Genomic DNA, 17012 nt, shown 5'->3' on the forward strand with positions numbered 1-17012 from the left:
TTTCGCTGGTCGCGCGGTCTGATGCCGCCAAGGTGAAAAGCGGCAGCACGGTCATGGGCGACGATCAAATGCCGTTTAGAGGTGCAAAGAAAATCACTCGCAAGGGTGTTGCAGGGGTCACATTTCGCCTATGGTTGTCCGGGGCGCCACAGCGTCGTGGCTCCCGCTTCAGAGCGGAGATAATGTCCGTGACTCCGACGGGCCCAACGTCTGCACCGGCGATTACCCGAGGAAACCGCGCCAACAAGTTGTTGCCCAGCTTAGGTGGCGACCCTAAAATCGGGACATCGCACCAGGTTCCCAGAGGGAATGTCTGAGGGACCATGTCCCTGTCGGCGCGCCCATAGCTGGATCGGGTGACCGTTAGGGCGCCGACGCCAGGCACATCCACCCACTGTCGACCAGGGGCTTCACCCCTTGACCCGGAAGCATCGACCGATGACCACACTTCATCAACACGATCCGGAAGTTGAGATCCAGCAGGCACTGCACGAGTTGCGCGGGAGGCTGTCGGGATCGTTGATAGAGCCGCAGGATCCGCTCTACGAGGAAGCCCGGGCGGTGTGGAACGGCATGGTCAATCACCGTCCGCGCGCCGTCGCCCGGGCGGGCGCTGTCTCAGACATCGACGTGGTGCTGGACGTCGTGCGGCGCAGCGGCCTGGCGCTGGCTGTCCGCGGCGGAGGGCACAATATAGCCGGACACGGCACTGTTGAAGGCGGCCTTGTGCTGGATCTGGGACCGCTGAGGGCTGTAAATGTCGACGCTCGGAGCAGGCTTGTCACCGTTGAGCCCGGGGCGACGCTGGCCGACGTGGACCGAGCCACAGCCGCGCATGGCCTGGCCGTTCCTCTGGGAGTGATCAGCGGGACGGGCGTGGCCGGACTTACTCTTGGCGGTGGCGTCGGCTGGCTGACGCGTTCCCACGGACTGAGCGTGGACAACTTGGACTCCGTCGATGTTGTCACTGCCAGCGGGGAGCATCTGCACGCCAGCGAGCAGGAGAACACCGAGTTGTTTTGGGGACTGCGCGGCGGCGGCGGGAACTTCGGAATCGCATCCTCCTTCACCTTCCGCTCGCATCCATTGCCGGTAACACCCTTGGGTGGAAACCTCTTCTACCGGCAACCGCGCTGGAGGGACGCCTTAGTCGCATTCGCCACCTGGACCCGGGATTTGCCCGACGCGATGAACCCCATCATCTCGTTCCTGGTACTCCCGCCCGGGTTCGGGATGGGCGACGAGCCTTGGATGATCGTCGGGCTCGCCTGGGTTGCTGAAGACCACCAGGCCGGTCTTGAACTCATTGAGCAACTGCGTGTCGAGGCTCCTCCCGACGAACAAGAAGTGGGCGGGACTTCGTGGTTGGACTGGCAGAGTGCCATGGACACCGTGTTCCCTAAGGGCTCACGCGGCTACTGGAAGAACGTTGCGTTCTCTCGCCTGGACGAGGAGGTCGTCGACGTCCTCGTCGGTTTCGCCTCCGAACTGGCTTGGCATGGGACCGGGATCGACATCCACCATCTCGAAGGAGCGTTCGGACGAGTGCCGGAAGAGGCCACGGCCTTCCCGAACCGGTCCGCGCAATACTGGCTCAACGTCTATGGGTACTGGCAGGACCCATCCGAGGACGAACGGCTAACAGCGTTTGCACGCAAGGCACACGCGCTCATGCAGCCGTTCTCCGAGCACGGCGAATACGTCAACTTCCTAGGCGCCGATCTCGGACACCAAGACGCAGACGCCGCGCGCCATGCCTATGGACAAGATAAATATCAACGGCTCGTGGCACTCAAGGACCGCTACGACCCACACAATCTCTTCCGCCTGAACCACAACATTCCGCCAACGCCTGCCTAGTGCGCAGCCCTACGCCGGACTCAGACTCAGCAGAGTCGCCTAGAAACAGACTCAGTTGGCACCGCTCGTGGGCGGACCGGCTGTGGGTTGGGCCAGCTTCAGCTCTGGGCTTCCTGGGATTGGAAGATCCTGTCGCTGACGTCGCTACGGAGAATGTGGAACTGCCCGCCATTGCCGTTGACCGCGCCGTCCAGGACGTAGAAGCCCCGTCCGGCATCCTGGCCTCCGGCCGCACGGTCAAGGGCGGCGATCAGATGCCGGCTCAGGTGCCCCTTCGGGCCAAGTTCCTTGATCTCAGCGAGCTCCTCGAAAGTCAACCCTGCCAGTACCGCATTGATTTCAGCCATGACACACCCCCCGGTTGCGCAGCCAATTCTTGCCTGAGTCCACAGACTAGGGCACAGCGGTTGACGCCGCAAGGATTCGCGTTGACTCCAGGACAAGATCCTTGGGGCGCTCGCCGTCACGCGCACCCTTCAGGAGCTCGGTGCTGACGGTCTTTGACTGGTCCCAGACGTCCTGGACATATGAATCCAGACCTGGCTGCTATGGCTGGTCCCGGCCCGCCCGGCCCGCCCGGACCGGGACCTCGGACTCTACCCGTCATCCGACGCTGCGCGGAGGATAGGGGTACTAACTTTCAGAAGCGAAAGGCGCCGTCATGATGTGGGGTTGCGATCAAGGCATGGGATGGATGTGGCTCTGGGGCCCTCTCCTGCTCATCGGGATCGCGCTCCTGGTGCTGCTGGCGGTGAGGGTTATCGGCTGCGGCATCCGCGGCGGATACGGGCCGGGCGGCCCTGATGGACCCGGCGGTCCGCCGCCAATGGGAGGAAGCAGGGCCCGCCAGATCCTCGATGAACGCTTCGCGAAAGGAGAGCTGACCGCGGACCAGTACCGCGAACAGCTCAAGGTTCTCGGTGAGGGCCGGTAGTGCAGCCCATCAGCCGCCGCAATGCGCTGAACCAAAAGCCCCAGGGGCCGGCCGTCATCGTTGGCGTTGACGGAAGCGCTCCCTCGAGTCTGGTCCTGCGTTGGGCCAATGCACTGGCGCCTCTGTTCCAGACGCAAATAAAAGCCGTGACCGCCTGGCAGATCCAGATAGGCTTTGGCACCTTCACCCCGGTTGTGTGGCGTCCCGATAAGGAAGCCCGGCACATCTGCGCGGAGGCTGTCGCAAAGGCCTTCGGTGTTGCACCGCCGGAAGGTCGCGAAATGCTCGGTCCTGATCGCCCACAGCACCGACATGCCTGCCGGGATTTCCGCTATCCAGGGGCAAGGACATGCCGCCAAAGAAGGGGATGCCGGAGGGAACCATGAACCATCCTGACAGCATTGTGGTGGGCTACGATGGGTCCGCTGAAGCCGGCCAGGCGGTCCGCTGGGCCGCGCGACAGGCAGAACTCCGCAATTGCGAGCTGCATCTGGTGCACTGCTCGTTATGGCCGTTGCTGACCCACGATCTCGGACCGGTTCCTGGTGTTGCTGACAGCGGACTGCAGCACTACGCAGAGGCCGTTCGCGACGAGGGTAAGGCCCTCGCCGTAGAGACGGCCCCCGGCTTGAAAATCCGAACCAGCCTTTTGTATGGATGGCCTGCCGATCATCTCCGAAGAGTTTCCGCCGAAGCGAGGATGCTTGTCCTCGGAAGCCGTGGCATCGGTGGATTCATGGGTCTTCTGGTGGGGTCCGTAAGCCTGGAGCTAGCAGCGACTGCAAGCTGCCCGATTGCTGTGGTCCGATCTGACGATCACCCCAGCGGCCCCGTTGTCGTCGGCGTGGACTCATCTGGGTCGCCAGCGGCTCTCCACGATGCGTGCGAACTGGTTGGAGCAACGGGGGCAGACCTGAAGGTCATCCATGTCCTCAGAACGCAGTTCGGAATGGGAAAGGGCGGTGTAGTATCCGTCGGCACACGGAAGGTTGCCGCGAAGGCTCTGGAGAGTGCGGCACGTAACGCCCGGGCCATGGCCCAGGGGGCAAAAGTGGAGGAAGAACTGGTGGAGGACACGTCCACTCCCCGTGCCCTTCTCAATGCCGCCCGCGGTGCCGCGCTCATCGTTGTCGGGAGCAAGGGCCAAGGGCTCGTCAGGGGAGCGGTAGGGTCGACAGCCCACGCCGTCCTTCACCACGCCAGGTGTCCCGTGCTGATTTCGCGGCACAGCACGGAGGAAACCTCAAGGGGTTAGATGCATCCTTGGTCGTTGTTGGCCGCCGCGGTCACGGCGGATTCGTAGGCTTATCGATAGGGTCGGTAAGTTTGGCGTGCGTCGCCCACGCCCACCGTTTACCGTCGTACTACTCTTCTTCTCCGGCCCGAGCAGGTACAACTGAATCATGACGACCTCGCTCCTGGTGCTCGGCCCGATGATGCGGTACGTGGATGAAACCTCGGCGAGTATTTGGGTGGAGACCCAGGAAGCTGCCCTGGTCGCGGTTCATGCCGGGGGCAGGGAGTGGGAAGCCCGCACCTTCGTAGTGCACGGCCATCACTACGCGCTGGTGGCTGTGGACGAACTAGAAGCCGGATCGGTCACGCCCTACACCCTCGAAGTCAACGGAACGCAGGTCTGGCCCGAACCCATGTCCGGGTTCCCGCCACCAGTGATCGCGACGCTGAAGCCCGGCAAGCCGCTTCGGATGGCCTATGGCTCCTGCCGCACCAGTGTCCCGCACGATAAGTCCGGCAACCGGTCCCACGGTGTCGATTCGCTCCGTGCTTTCGCGCTGGAGATGGCCTCCGGCAGCGGCCAGGCGTGGCCGGATCTGGTGGCTTTCCTCGGTGACCAGGTGTACGCCGACCTGACCAGCGAGCAGATGCAGCAATTCATCCGCGCCCGCCGTGGCATCGAGGCCCCTCCAGGCAAGGAGCTCAAGGACTACGAGGAATACTCCCACCTCTACTATCTGGCGTGGTCGGACCCGGCCAACAGGTGGCTGCTGTCCACCCTCCCCAGCGCCATGATCTTTGACGACCACGACATCCGCGACGACTGGAACGCCTCCTTGAGCTGGAAGAAGGAAATGGAAGCCACCTCATGGTGGCATGAGCGTATTGTCGCGGGGCTGGCCTCGTACTGGGTCTACCAGCATCTGGGGAACATGTCGCCACAGGAGCGGACGGGGGATGCCATCTGGCAGCGGATCGCCGGGCACAGTGGCGATGGCGAGCTGGACCTCAGCGTGGAGCTGGACAGTTTCGCCGAACGGGCCAACCAGGATCCGGTGTCCTACCGTTGGAGCTTCTGCCGGGATTTCGGGGACACGAGACTGATAGTGGTGGACTCCCGCGCCGCCCGGAAGCTGGCGCCTGAAGACCGCGCACTGATCGATGCGGAAGAAATGAGCTGGCTGGACAGCCGCATGCGTGGCGGTTTCCGCCACCTGCTGGTGGCGACGTCACTACCTTTCCTGCTGCCCATGGGCCTGCACTACGTGGAGTCCTGGAACGAGGCCGTTTCTGAAGGCGCGTGGGGGAAACTGGCCGCCCGGGCCGGCGAGAAGCTGCGCCAGGCATTGGACCTGGAACACTGGGCCGCCTTCCAGAAGAGCTTCCGGCAGGTGGCGGACATGGTGACCGAGGTCGCCGATGGCAAACGCGGCCCTGCACCTGAATCAGTCACCTTCCTCTCCGGGGACGTCCACTACTCCTGCGTCTCGGAGGTGGAGCGTGTCTCGGGCAGCCGAATCGTGCAGGCAGTCTGTTCTCCTATCCGCAACCCGCTGCCGCGGCTGATGAGGTCCTTCGCGGCCATCATGTCCTTTGGCTTGGCCACCCCCTTAGGTGCCTTGGCCGCGCGCTCGGCGGATGTCCCGGACCCGCCTTTCCGCTGGTCTGGAGTCAAGGGCCCGTGGTTTGCCAACAACCTGGCCTGCCTCGAGGTGGCGCCGGAGGGGCTGAAGCTCTGGTGGCAGACAGGGGTGGTGGACAACGGCGACCACCAGCACCCGAGGCTGGAACGCGTTGCCTCCCTGACGCTGGCTCCGAGGAGCGCCTCGCCTGCACGTAGGCTGTAAGCCCCGCGGTCTGGACGACGTCCGATGATCGAAGTACCCGACCCGAAAGGAACTGCATGGCGCACGCCGAGAACGACATCACCATCAACCGACCCGCCGGGGAGGTCTATGCCTTCCTCGCGGATGGGCTTAACAACCCGAAGTGGCGGCCCGGCGTCCAAACCATTGCCCTCAAGAACGGCGCGGCCGGAGAACCCGGAGCCGTCTACAGCCAAACGCTGACGGGTCCCAAGGGACGGCCTCTGCAGGGAGACTACAAGATCACCGATGCCGAGCCGGGCCGCCTGCTGGGGTTCCAGGTAGTGGCCGGACCTGCCCGCCCGTCGGGCCGCTACCAGCTCACGGAACATGATGGAAGCACCACGGTTCGCTTCAGCCTTGACCTCAGACTTCCGCTTGTGATGAGGGTCTTGGACTCCCTGGTCACCAAAACCATGGAATCCGAAGTCGCCCAGCTCAAGAACCTCAAGGGAGTTATCGAAGCCGGCTAAGGGTGGCGAAGGCACGCTGCCGGGAGCACAATGGTCACATCCCTACCCCGGTGGTGATTGGAAATGGCCCTCGCAATAGTGATCGGGTGTACCGTCTTGCTGCTGCTCGGCCTCCTCACGGTGATCAGGTGGGGAGGCCATCCCCTTAAGGGCCCTAACCCCGTTAAGGGCCCCGGCCCCGCCCGCGCCTCTGCCCCCATTGAAGCCGCGCCTTCTCCCCCGCTTGACTCTGCAAGTCCGTCGTCGGGCGAAGTCCGCGGAGCTCGGGAGGACCCCTCGGACGCCAAAATTGCTGCACTCCGGAAATATCTCTGGTGGGCCAACGTTGCCACCTTCGCGGCGCTGGCCTCCGCATTGCTGGCCGCGTGGCCCGGCGGCCGGCTGATCATGCGGGTCCTTGCGTTCACCTCGCCGGACTCGGCCCAGGGCCGGCTGACGGAGGCCCAGGCCAACGTCGGCTTCCCAACCCTTGAAGGGTCTTTGGCCCTGTTCCTCTTCGCCGGACTGCCCGCCGGTTACCTCGTCGCGATCCTGTACGTTGTCCTGCACCGCTGGCTGCCGGCCGGCCGGCTGGCCGGACCCTTGCTTGGGGTCCTCCTTCTCATCTGGCTGGGCGGCGCCCTGCTCGATCCCCTGCGTGCGGACAACATTGACTTCAACATCGTGGGACCCGGATGGCTCGCCGTCGCCCTGTTCACCGGCCTCTCGATCCTGCACGGCGCCGTCGCCGCCGCGGCTGCGGGCTGGTGGAGTGAACGGCTACCGCTCTGGGCCGACAGGACAGCCAAATACTACGTCCCACTGCTTCTGGGATTCGTGCTCTTCCCGCCCGCCGCCCTCGCCGTCGGGTTGGGCGCCCTTGCGCTCCTGACCTGGATGACGATCTTTCCGGCGGGCTCATCGGGCCCGCCCAGAACGGCGCGCACACCCGTCTGGGTGGGTGCAGGCTTCCTTGTTGCCGCTTCGGCAGCAGCGCTTCCAGCTTTCGTCAGCGCAGTGATTTCAATTGCGTCCCGGACAACATGACGTGGCTAGCCGCCGTCGTACGCCTTTTGAAGTTCGGCAATGTCCAGCTTCCGCATGCCCAGCATGGCCTGCATGGCGCGCTGGGATCCTTCGGGATCCGGCCCGCCGATGAGCTGGCCGAGCACTGACGGCACGATCTGCCACGAGACCCCGTACCTGTCCTTGAGCCACCCGCATTGGCTCTCGGTCCCGCCGTCGGTCAGTGCGTTCCAGTAACGGTCCACTTCATCCTGCGAGGCGCAGTCGATCACGAACGACACCGCTTCGGTGAATGAGAACGCTGGTCCCCCGTTCAGCGCCTGGAAGGCCTGGCCTTCTATGTCGAATGCGACAACTATGGCCTGGCCCACCGGGCCGGGTCCGCCTTCGCCATAGCGCGAGACGTCCTTGATCCTGGCGTTATCGAAGACTGACACGTAATACTCGGCGGCTTCCTCGGCCTGGTTGTCGAACCAAAGACAGGCTGTGATCTTCTGCATGCTGATGTCCATTCCCTGAGGTCGACGGGTCCGAACGCCGATCGGCCCCCGAACCGTTGCGGCTTGAGCGTATCCCCCTGCCGGCGCAGAGACAACGGTCGGAGGCGGGGGCATTATTGTGATCCGCCACGGTGGTCCGTTTAGCATCGATTGTGGCCGTCTCCGAAGCAGTCCTTCAGTTCGCGCTCGTCGCTGCCCTACTGACCGTGATTCCCGGGATGGATACGGTCCTGGTTCTACGCACGGCCATCAGCCGGGGCCACGGATCGGCGTTTGCCACCGCGGCGGGCATCTGCACCGGAACGGTGTTCTGGGGAGTGGCTGCCGCGCTGGGCGCATCGGCTCTGCTGGCCGCCTCGGAGACGGCCTTCACTGCGCTCAAGGTGGCGGGCGCCTGCTACATGGCCTGGCTGGCGGTCAGCATGCTCGTGCGCAGCTTCCGAAAGGGCGCCGTGGTTGACACCGCAATTTCCGCCCGGCAACGCGGTGTGCGGGCGGCATGGCTGTCCGGCATCACCACCAGCCTGCTGAACCCCAAGGTGGGCGTCTTCTACATGGCGATGATCCCGCAGTTTCTGCCGCCGGACGCTTCCCCGCTCCTCATGGGAATCCTGCTGCCGCTGGTTCACAACGTCGAAGGAATGGCCTGGTTCTCAATCATCATTCTTGCCACCCACCATGCGCGGCGCTGGCTCCAGTCGGACACCGTGTCCAAGGCGACGGACCGGATTGCAGGCGTCGTCCTGCTGGCCTTCGCCGCAAAAATTGCCACCAGCAAGGCCGCCTGAGCAGCAGACCTAGGCCGGCGGCCCGCCGCCCGGCAACTGGCTGACGAGCCCCACCGTGTTGCCTTCGCTGTCCCTGATGAAACCCATCCATTCGTCGGTTCCCGCGGGACCCAGCTTCGAATCCTCGTGGCGGAAGATCACCTGTGGTGCAGCGACCACCTCGACTCCCCCGGCCTCCAGTTCCTCCATACGCCGCCTGACATCAGGGACGGCCAGGTAGATCAGCGACGGCGGAGCTCCCTTTTCGAGCAGGAGGCGGACGCCGTCGAGGTCAAAGAAAAGCAGGCCCGGCGGATCGAACACGGCCTGCGGCCGGGTTCCCAGCAGGGCCGAATAGAACTCCGCCGCCCGCTCGAGGTTCTCGGCGCGCTGTGCGACCTGTATGAGTCTCACTGGTCCTCCTTCACGGGATGTTGCACGGGTCCTGCGAGCCATCGTCGGCGATTTTCCCGGTCGGGGCAACGTCCGGGCAACGTCCAGCAACACGGGCCGCGGAACAGATAGGCTCGGATACATGCGCTCCACAGTAGAACCCGCGACCCAGCGGTCCACTCCCCGAATCATTGCAGCAGCCGCGGCGGCCGCGGACACCGTGCTCATCCTGACGTTCGCCGCCATAGGCCGGGACGCCCATGCACGGGGGGAATCCGTGGCGGGCGTCCTGCTCACTGCCTGGCCGTTCCTGGCGGGCGCGGCGGCCGCATGGCTCCTGCTGCGGCTGTGGAACCGTCCCCTGGCGGTGTGGCCGTCCGGCGTTGCGGTGTGGCTTGGCGCCGTGGGCATCGGGATGGTGCTCCGCGCATTGACGGGCCAGGCAGTGGTGTTGCTGTTTATCATCGTGGCGCTCCTGAGCCTCGCCGTTTTCCTCCTCGGTTACCGCCTTCTGGTTGCTGGCCTGCTCCGGCTGCGGCGATCCCGGCGGCGGAGCTGATGTACTAGGCTGGCACCACAGCGCACACGAGCCGGGCACCGTCACGGCACAACTGATCCGGAAGGGTACACAGTGATCACCGCATTCGTCCTGATCAAGACCGACGCCTCGCGAATCCCGGAGACGGCCGAGGAGATTTCCGCCATCCAGGGCATCAGCGAGGTTTACTCCGTCACCGGGGAATGGGACCTCATCGCTGTGGCCCGCGTGGCGCAGCATGAAGACCTTGCAGACGTGATCGCTGACAAACTATCCAAGGTGCCCGCCGTGGTGCACACCACCACGCACATAGCCTTCCGCGCATATTCGCAGCATGACCTCGACGCCGCCTTCGCGCTGGGCTTCGAATAGCTAAAGCCCGAAAAGGGATGGCCCGGCACACTGGTGCCGGGCCATCGCTTTTTCTGTCCTACGCCTGTGTCAGGCTGACCCACTTGTCGAGGACGGCAGCAGCGGCGCCGGAATCAACGGACTCGGCGGCCCGCTCGAGGGCGAGGCGCATGCGCTCCGTCAGTGGCCCGGTGGCGTCAAGATCGTAGGCCACGAGCCCTGCCGCGGCGTTCAGCAGAACGGCGTCGCGGACGGGCCCGGCCACGCCGGCCAGGACGTCACGGACGACGGCGGCATTGGCTTGGGCGTCACCGCCGCGAAGTTCCTCCACAGTTGCGGGACGGATGCCGAGGTCCTGCGGCGAAAACTGCTGTTCAGCCACTTCACCGTTGCGGATTTCCCACACGGTCGACGGGCCGGTGGTGGTCAGTTCATCCAGGCCGTCGCTTCCGCGAAATACCAGGCCGCGGCTTCCGCGGCGGGCCAGTACGCCGGCCACCAGCGGCGCCATGCGCGCGTTGGCCACGCCTACGGCGGAAGCCTGGACCCCGGCCGGGTTGGTGAGGGGCCCAAGGAAGTTGAAGGCCGTGGGTATGGCGAGCTCCCGGCGGGGCACGGCGGTGTGGCGGAACGACGGATGGAACACCTGGGCAAAGCAGAACGTAATGCCCGCCTCTTCCGCGTTGCGGGCAACGTCCGGGATGGGAAGGTCCAGCCGCACTCCGAGCGCCTCAAGAACATCGGCAGAGCCCGACGACGACGACGCTGCGCGGTTCCCGTGCTTGACGACTTTTGCTCCGGCTCCGGCGCAGACGAGCGCCGCCATGGTGGAGATATTGACGGTGTTGAGCTGGTCCCCGCCGGTGCCCACGATGTCGAGCTTCTCGCCCGCAATATCAATGGGCTTCGCGTGGGCAACCATGGCGTCGACGAGGCCGGCCAGCTCCTCCACGGTCTCTCCCTTGGCCCGCAGCGCGACCAGGAAGCCGGCGATCTGGGCGGGCGTCGCCTCCCCGGACATGATGGTGTCCATGGCCCATGCCGTGTTGTCCGCAGTCAGGTCCTTACCGTCCATAAGTGCGGAGATGAGCCGCGGCCAGGTGCTGCCTGCCGCCGGTGCCGATGCCTGAGAAGTCACCTCCTGATGCTATCGAGGTACGAGTTCAGAAAACCAATGTGAACGGTGTCGGGAACTTTTCAGCGCGATTTCGCGTCTTTGTAGAAAAAGTCTCCCCAAAAGGCGGTTTGCGTTGGGCAGGACGGAGTTTTACAGACATAATGTCTATGTGACATCTGCGACCCATGCCCCCAGTACCCCGGCGCACCCCACGCTGAACCGCCCCAATATGGTTTCTGTTGGAACCGTAGTCTGGCTGTCCAGCGAGTTGATGTTCTTCGCCGGCCTCTTCGCCATGTACTTCACACTCCGGTCAACGTCCGGACAGATGTGGGCGGAAGAGACAGCAAAGCTCAACTTCCCCTTTGCGCTCGTTAACACGATCGTCCTCGTGGCAAGTTCATTCACCTGCCAGATGGGCGTTTTCGCCGCCGAAAGGCTCCAGCCTCGCCGCAGCGGAGGTCCGCTGCAGTTCACCCGCTGGGGCATGAACGAGTGGTTCACGCTGACGTTCATCATGGGCGCGTTCTTCGTTGCCGGCCAGTCCACGGAATACGCCATGCTGGTTTCCGAGCACGTGACCCTTTCGACCAACGCTTACGGTTCCGCCTTCTACATGACCACCGGCTTCCACGGCCTGCACGTCATCGGCGGCCTGATCGCGTTCCTCCTCATCATCGGCCGCTCCTTCGCCGCGAAGAAGTTCGGTCACTTCGAGGCGACGTCGGCGATTGTCACCTCGTACTACTGGCACTTCGTGGACGTCGTCTGGATCGGCCTCTTCCTGGTCATCTATGTCCTCCAGTAGTCAACGCTTGACTCTTTTTCTACAAGAGACAGAATTTCAAGAAGCGGCTCCCGGAGCCGACGCACGAACGAATAAAGGAACCACCACGTGAAGGCACTCTCGCAGAAGCGACGTCACCCACTGGCAGCGATTGCGCTGCTGTTGATGGGCCTCCTCCTCACTGGTGGGCTGTACGCCGTTGCCACCACCGTCAACGAGGCCAAGGCCACCACCGCCGACTTCAGCGCCAGTGACACAGAGGAAGGCGGAAAGCTCTTCGCCGCCAACTGCGCCACCTGCCACGGCATGGGTGCCAGCGGAACTAAGGACGGTCCATCCCTGGTAGGTGTCGGCGCTGCTGCCGTTGACTTCCAGGTAGGCACCGGCCGCATGCCCATGCAGATGAACGGCCCGCAGGCTTACGAGAAGCCGGCCCAGTTCAACGATGAACAGACCCGCCAGCTTGCCGCTTATGTCGCTTCGCTAGGACCCGGCCCCTCGATTCCCGCAGGGGAACTCCTCGACGAAAAGGGCAACGCCGCCGAAGGTGGAGAACTTTTCCGCGTGAACTGCGCCATGTGCCACAACGCTGCTGCTGCAGGCGGTGCACTGACCCGCGGCAAATTCGCCCCGGCCCTCACCGATGTTTCGGGCAAGCACATTTACGAAGCAATGGTGTCTGGCCCCCAGAACATGCCGGTCTTCAACGACGCCAACATCTCTCCGGAGGGCAAGCGCGACATCATCACCTTCCTGAAGCAGATTGAGGCCAACGGCTCCCCCGGCGGCGCTGATCTGGGTGCCATTGGTCCCGTTTCTGAAGGACTGTTTGTGTGGATCGCCGGCCTCGGCGTCATCATCGCCTTCACCATCTGGCTGACGTCCCGCACGTCATAGCCGGAGCCGGGCACTGTAAGAATGTCCTGCTGACCCTTCAGCAGGTTTGAAATTGAACATTAACTCGGCGGAAGCCGAGACGAGAGAAGGATGAGGCGAATCATGGGCAACCATAGTGACGGCAGTCCGAACCACTCGGGCACCGTAGCTACGGCTGGTCAGAATGAGGTGGAGAAGTTCCAGGACCCTGGAATTCCCCCGCATCGTTTGCGCCTGGCTGACACGGACCCGAAGGCCGCAAAGCGAGCAGAACGGCAGGTTGCCATTCTGTTCGGCAGCTCGGTCGTTGGCACCGTGATCTTCCTGGTGGCGTACTTCGCCATCGATCTGGGCGATGACTCCACGATTGCCACCATCAGGCTGCAGAACGCCCTGCTTGGCGTCGGAACAGCGTTCGCCATGCTCGGCATCGGCACGGGTATCGTCCACTGGGCCAAGGCCCTCATGCCGGACCACGAAGTGTCCGAGGAACGTCACCCGATCCGCACGGAAGACGACCGCCAGGCCGCAGTGCGCATTGTGGATGACATCGTTGAGGAGACGGGCATCAAGCGCCGCCCCCTCATCCGGAACACCCTGCTCGGCGCGGTAGCACTCGCACCGCTGCCGGCACTGGCCGTGTTCGGCGATCTGGGCCCGCGCCCCGACAACAAGTTGGCACACACCATGTGGGCTCCGCAGGAAGGCAAGCTAAAGCGCCTGACCCGCGACCCCGACGGCACTCCGATCAAGGCCTCGGACGTGACCATCGGTTCCGCCTTCCACGTGATCCCGGAAGGCCTCAACGATCTGCACGAGGGCAAGCTCAACGAGAAGGCCAAGGCCGTCGTTCTGCTCATGCGCCTCGATCCCTCCTCGCTGAACCCGTCCGCGGGGCGTGAGAACTGGGGCTACAACGGCATCGTTGCCTACTCGAAGATCTGCACCCACGTCGGATGCCCTGTTGCCCTTTACGAGCAGCAGACGCACCACCTGCTGTGCCCGTGCCACCAGTCAACCTTCGACCTCACCCAGGAATGCAAGGTTATCTTTGGCCCGGCCAGCCGTCCCCTCCCCCAGCTGCCCATCGCGGTGGATGATGAGGGATACCTGGTCGCTACCAGCGACTTCAACGAACCTGTAGGACCAAGTTACTGGGAGCGTGATGAGCATGAGCGCAGCATCAACAGCTGAAGCCCCCGCCTACGTAGCCAACACTAAAGTCGGACGTATTACTGATTTCGTTGACGAGCGTGTCGGCGGATCCGGAATCCTCCGTGAATTCGGCCGCAAGGTATTCCCGGACCACTGGTCTTTCATGTTCGGCGAGGTGGCGCTGTACTCCTTCGTCATCCTGCTCATGTCCGGAACGTTCCTGACATTCTTCTTCGATCCGTCCATGGCCGAGACGCACTACAACGGCTCCTACACGCCGCTGAAGAACGTTGAAATGTCGGTCGCGTTCAGCTCGTCGCTGGATATCTCCTTTGATGTCCGTGGCGGACTGTTCATGCGCCAGGTCCACCACTGGGCAGCTCTGCTCTTCGTGGCGTCCCTCGGTGTTCACATGCTTCGTGTCTTCTTCACGGGTGCCTTCCGCAAACCCCGCGAAATGAACTGGGTTGTCGGCGGGGTCCTGCTGATCCTGGCCATGGCTGAAGGATTCACCGGTTATTCACTCCCCGATGACCTGCTCTCCGGCAACGGCCTGCGCATCATCGACGGCGTGATCAAGTCCATCCCGGTGATCGGGACGTACATTTCATTCTTCCTGTTCGGCGGGGAATTCCCGGGCACGCTCATCATCAGCCGCCTGTACACGCTGCATATCCTGCTGGTGCCGGCGCTCATCCTGCTGATGATCGTCCTGCACCTGTTCATGGTGGTCGTGCACAAGCACACCCAGTACCCCGGCCCGGGCCGCAACGACGGCAACGTCGTCGGCTACCCCCTCGGCCCGGTCTACGCGGCCAAGGCCGGCGGATTCTTCTTCATCGTCTTCGGTGTGATCGCCCTCATGGCCGGGTTCTTCACGATCAACCCGATCTGGAACTACGGCCCGTACGATCCCTCCCCCGTGTCCGCAGGCACGCAGCCTGACTGGTACATCGGCTTCGTTGACGGTGCCCTGCGCCTCATGCCCGGTGTGATCGGCGATTTCCACTTCGAATACGTGATCTTCGGCCATGTTCTGACATTGAACGTGCTGTTGCCGGCGCTGGTTCCGGCAGGCATCATCTTCACCGTTCTGTTCATGTATCCGTGGATCGAGCGCTGGATCACCAAGGACAACCGCGAGCACCACGTGCTGGACCGTCCGCGCAATGCGCCGACGCGTACTGCTATCGGTGTAGCCGGCTTCACCTGGTACTGCGTCATGTGGGCAGCCGCTGGCTCGGACCTCATCGCAACGCACTTCCACGTGGCACTGAACGACGTCACCTACTGGCTGCGCGCACTGTTCTTCCTCGGCCCGATCATCGCCTTCGTCGTGACGAAGCGCGTCGCCTTGGCCCTGCAGCGCAAGGACCGCGAGATCGCCCTCCATGGCCGCGAGACCGGCCGTATCGTGCGCCTGCCGCACGGAGAGTTCATCGAAGTCCACGCCCCGCTCGACGAGTACAAGCGCTACAAGCTTGTCGGTTTCGAGTCGCCGGTCCCCCTTCCGGCAGTGCCGAACGAACATGGCGTCGTCACCCGCAAGGAAAACCGGCGGGCGAAGCTGTCCCAGTGGTTCTTCGAGGACAGGGTTGCCCCGGCAACTCCCGCTGAGCTCGAAGCTGGCCACGGCCACCACGAGGCAGTGGAAGCCGGCGAGGCGCAGAAGACGCTTAGCCACTAGGCCCACCCGCTAGTCACGGTCAAGTCATAGAAAAGGCCCGGTCCGCTTGGACCGGGCCTTTTCTATGTCCCGTTGACTGCTCGTCTTCTGTGCATCGTTGGCTGCTCCTCCGCCGAGCCCTTCGGCGCAAACCTCCCTGGCCGGCCCGGCTACTGGTGTCGGTAGCCCGAAGCGTAGTTTCGAGCAGGCCGGATGCCGGGCCGCTGCAACGGCACCCAGAGCTTGTAGCGGTCGGCACGGTAGTAGGAGACGGAATAGTCCACCATGGCGCGGGCAACGAACGCGTGCCGCTGGATCTTCAGCAGCGGTGACCCTATTTCAACGTTCAACAGCCTTGCAGTGGAGGGTGACGCGGCCGTCGCTTCGATCATGTCCTCGCCCCATTCCATGACGAGGCCGAACTGTTCGCTCAGGACGTTGTACAGCGACGTGGGCGGCTCACCGTCCAGCAGGCCCGGAACGCGGTGCGCCGGGATGAAGTTCTCGTCCACGCTCATTGGCTCGTTATCGGCCAGCAGGAGGCGCCGGAAGCGCACCAGGGGCGTTCCCTCCTCCAGCTGCAGTTCGCGCGCGAGGAAGGCGCTTGCGGCGATCTGCTCAAAGCTGAGCACCTTGGCCGCCGGCACCATGCCGCGGCGCTGCATTTCCTCGCTGTAGGAGGTGAGCTTGACCTGGAGATCCAGTTTGGGCTTGCGCACAAACGTACCCAGCCCCACCACGCGTTCGATGACCTCTTCCCCCACGAGAGCGTCGATGGCCTGCCGAACGGTCATCCGGGCCAGCCCGAAGCGCTCCGCCAGGTCACGCTCCGAAGGCAGGCCGGAGCCGGGCGGGCATGACGTGGCGATGTACGTCCTGAGGATCTCGCGAAGCTGGACGTAGATGGGGGTTCCGCTTTTCCTGTCGATCTCGCCGGCGATGCGGGAGGCTTCAGCGGCCACGGCAGTTGCTCCTGTAATGCATGTTCACATTTCAAGGGTAGGCCATTCAGCCGTCAGGTCTAGACCACGCAGCGGGGCGCCCGTGATAGCCCTGCGGGGCGGATATTCTTAACGTCAAACACGAAAGACGACGGCGTCGTTCCGTCCAAGAAGAGGAGTCCAGTTGCCCGTTCGTAAGGCAATCGTCACAGCCGCCATCGGCCTGCACGCCCGCCCGGCAGCGGTCTTCGTGCGCGCCGTGACGGAGACCGGTTTGCCGGTGACGATCCGCAAAGCCGGCATTGACGCCGTCGACGCACGCTCGCTGCTCGAGGTCATGACAGCCGACTTCAACTGCGGCTGCGAGGTGGAGCTGGGTGTCACCGAGTCGGCTATTCCGGCCGGCCGCAGCATTGTGGAGGCGGAGTCGGCGTTGTTGGGCCTGGCCGAGCTGCTGGAGTCACAGAAGGCGGGCTGAAACTAGCCAAAGGCTGCCATTGCCCGGGCCAACAACGACGACGGCGGGCCCCACCAAAATGGTGGGGCCC

At 63.8% G+C, this 17012-nt stretch carries 19 protein-coding genes and 1 pseudogene; 15 read left to right on the plus strand and 5 right to left on the minus strand.

Annotation, left to right across the window (positions count from 1 at the left end; genetic code table 11):
* Nucleotides 1-438 precede the first annotated feature (438 nt).
* Nucleotides 439-1860 (plus strand): FAD-binding oxidoreductase, encoded by a 1422-nt coding sequence (locus J7I89_RS02100; protein WP_214966837.1) that lies wholly within the window; start codon nt 439-441, stop codon nt 1858-1860.
* Between the two features lie 98 nt (nt 1861-1958).
* Here J7I89_RS02100 and J7I89_RS02105 read toward each other — a convergent pair whose 3' ends face one another.
* Nucleotides 1959-2207 (minus strand): hypothetical protein, encoded by a 249-nt coding sequence (locus J7I89_RS02105; RefSeq protein WP_214966839.1) that lies wholly within the window; start codon nt 2205-2207, stop codon nt 1959-1961.
* A gap of 314 nt (nt 2208-2521) precedes the next feature.
* Between J7I89_RS02105 and J7I89_RS02110 the strand changes: the two genes are divergently transcribed.
* From J7I89_RS02110 to J7I89_RS02135, 6 genes and pseudogenes are all read left to right on the plus strand, one after another.
* The gene (locus tag J7I89_RS02110; RefSeq protein ID WP_214966841.1) at nt 2522-2794 is read left to right on the plus strand and encodes an SHOCT domain-containing protein; all 273 of its coding nucleotides are present in this window, start codon (nt 2522-2524) and stop codon (nt 2792-2794) included.
* A gap of 349 nt (nt 2795-3143) precedes the next feature.
* Entirely contained in the window at nt 3144-4049 is a 906-nt protein-coding gene (locus J7I89_RS02115; protein WP_251044780.1) for a universal stress protein, read from the plus strand.
* Nucleotides 4049-4201, plus strand: a pseudogene (locus J7I89_RS02120) (universal stress protein); the annotation flags it as partial. The gene J7I89_RS02115 and the pseudogene J7I89_RS02120, both read left to right, overlap by 1 nt.
* Nucleotides 4198-5877, plus strand: coding sequence for an alkaline phosphatase D family protein (locus J7I89_RS02125; protein ID WP_214966843.1), 1680 nt, complete (start codon nt 4198-4200; stop codon nt 5875-5877). The pseudogene J7I89_RS02120 and the gene J7I89_RS02125, both read left to right, overlap by 4 nt.
* A 56-nt stretch (nt 5878-5933) precedes the next feature.
* The gene (locus J7I89_RS02130) at nt 5934-6368 is read left to right on the plus strand and encodes an SRPBCC family protein (protein WP_214966845.1); all 435 of its coding nucleotides are present in this window, start codon (nt 5934-5936) and stop codon (nt 6366-6368) included.
* A 63-nt stretch (nt 6369-6431) separates the two neighbouring features.
* Nucleotides 6432-7394 (plus strand): hypothetical protein, encoded by a 963-nt coding sequence (locus J7I89_RS02135; protein WP_214966847.1) that lies wholly within the window; start codon nt 6432-6434, stop codon nt 7392-7394.
* Between the two features lie 5 nt (nt 7395-7399).
* Here J7I89_RS02135 and J7I89_RS02140 read toward each other — a convergent pair whose 3' ends face one another.
* Entirely contained in the window at nt 7400-7873 is a 474-nt protein-coding gene (locus J7I89_RS02140) for a VOC family protein (protein WP_214966848.1), read from the minus strand.
* Between the two features lie 152 nt (nt 7874-8025).
* On the opposite strand from J7I89_RS02140, the gene J7I89_RS02145 reads away from it, so the two are divergent.
* Complete coding sequence (locus J7I89_RS02145) at nt 8026-8661, plus strand: LysE family translocator (protein WP_214966850.1); 636 nt, start codon at nt 8026-8028, stop codon at nt 8659-8661.
* Between the two features lie 9 nt (nt 8662-8670).
* On the opposite strand, the gene J7I89_RS02150 is transcribed toward J7I89_RS02145, so the two are convergent.
* Entirely contained in the window at nt 8671-9054 is a 384-nt protein-coding gene (locus J7I89_RS02150; RefSeq protein ID WP_214966852.1) for a VOC family protein, read from the minus strand.
* A 121-nt stretch (nt 9055-9175) separates the two neighbouring features.
* Between J7I89_RS02150 and J7I89_RS02155 the strand changes: the two genes are divergently transcribed.
* Both J7I89_RS02155 and J7I89_RS02160 read left to right on the plus strand, forming a co-directional pair.
* The gene (locus tag J7I89_RS02155; RefSeq protein ID WP_214966854.1) at nt 9176-9592 is read left to right on the plus strand and encodes a DUF3054 domain-containing protein; all 417 of its coding nucleotides are present in this window, start codon (nt 9176-9178) and stop codon (nt 9590-9592) included.
* A gap of 72 nt (nt 9593-9664) precedes the next feature.
* On the plus strand, nt 9665-9943 hold the full coding sequence (locus tag J7I89_RS02160) for an Lrp/AsnC family transcriptional regulator (RefSeq protein WP_056623968.1): 279 nt from the start codon (nt 9665-9667) through the stop codon (nt 9941-9943).
* Between the two features lie 58 nt (nt 9944-10001).
* Here J7I89_RS02160 and trpD read toward each other — a convergent pair whose 3' ends face one another.
* Complete coding sequence (trpD, locus tag J7I89_RS02165; RefSeq protein WP_214966856.1) at nt 10002-11060, minus strand: anthranilate phosphoribosyltransferase; 1059 nt, start codon at nt 11058-11060, stop codon at nt 10002-10004.
* Between the two features lie 112 nt (nt 11061-11172).
* Here trpD and J7I89_RS02170 point away from each other — a divergent pair, with 112 nt between their 5' ends.
* From J7I89_RS02170 to J7I89_RS02185, 4 genes are all read left to right on the plus strand, one after another.
* Complete coding sequence (locus J7I89_RS02170) at nt 11173-11847, plus strand: heme-copper oxidase subunit III (RefSeq protein ID WP_251044781.1); 675 nt, start codon at nt 11173-11175, stop codon at nt 11845-11847.
* 87 nt (nt 11848-11934) lie between these two features.
* Nucleotides 11935-12723, plus strand: a complete 789-nt coding sequence (locus tag J7I89_RS02175; RefSeq protein ID WP_214966860.1) for a c-type cytochrome — start codon at nt 11935-11937, stop codon at nt 12721-12723.
* Between the two features lie 102 nt (nt 12724-12825).
* Nucleotides 12826-13896, plus strand: a complete 1071-nt coding sequence (locus J7I89_RS02180) for a ubiquinol-cytochrome c reductase iron-sulfur subunit (RefSeq protein WP_214966861.1) — start codon at nt 12826-12828, stop codon at nt 13894-13896.
* A complete protein-coding gene (locus J7I89_RS02185; RefSeq protein WP_214966863.1) occupies nt 13874-15544 on the plus strand; it encodes a cytochrome bc complex cytochrome b subunit in 1671 nt (556 codons plus the stop codon). Before J7I89_RS02180 ends, J7I89_RS02185 begins: the two co-directional genes overlap by 23 nt.
* Nucleotides 15545-15693: 149 nt before the next feature.
* On the opposite strand, the gene J7I89_RS02190 is transcribed toward J7I89_RS02185, so the two are convergent.
* On the minus strand, nt 15694-16485 hold the full coding sequence (locus J7I89_RS02190) for a GntR family transcriptional regulator (RefSeq protein ID WP_214966865.1): 792 nt from the start codon (nt 16483-16485) through the stop codon (nt 15694-15696).
* A 163-nt stretch (nt 16486-16648) separates the two neighbouring features.
* Between J7I89_RS02190 and J7I89_RS02195 the strand changes: the two genes are divergently transcribed.
* The gene (locus J7I89_RS02195) at nt 16649-16942 is read left to right on the plus strand and encodes an HPr family phosphocarrier protein (RefSeq protein ID WP_214966867.1); all 294 of its coding nucleotides are present in this window, start codon (nt 16649-16651) and stop codon (nt 16940-16942) included.
* The last annotated feature ends 70 nt before the right edge of the window (nt 16943-17012 follow it).

This window comes from Arthrobacter sp. ISL-5, assembly GCF_018613835.1.
In the GTDB taxonomy this organism is placed as follows: Bacteria; Actinomycetota; Actinomycetes; order Actinomycetales; family Micrococcaceae; genus Arthrobacter.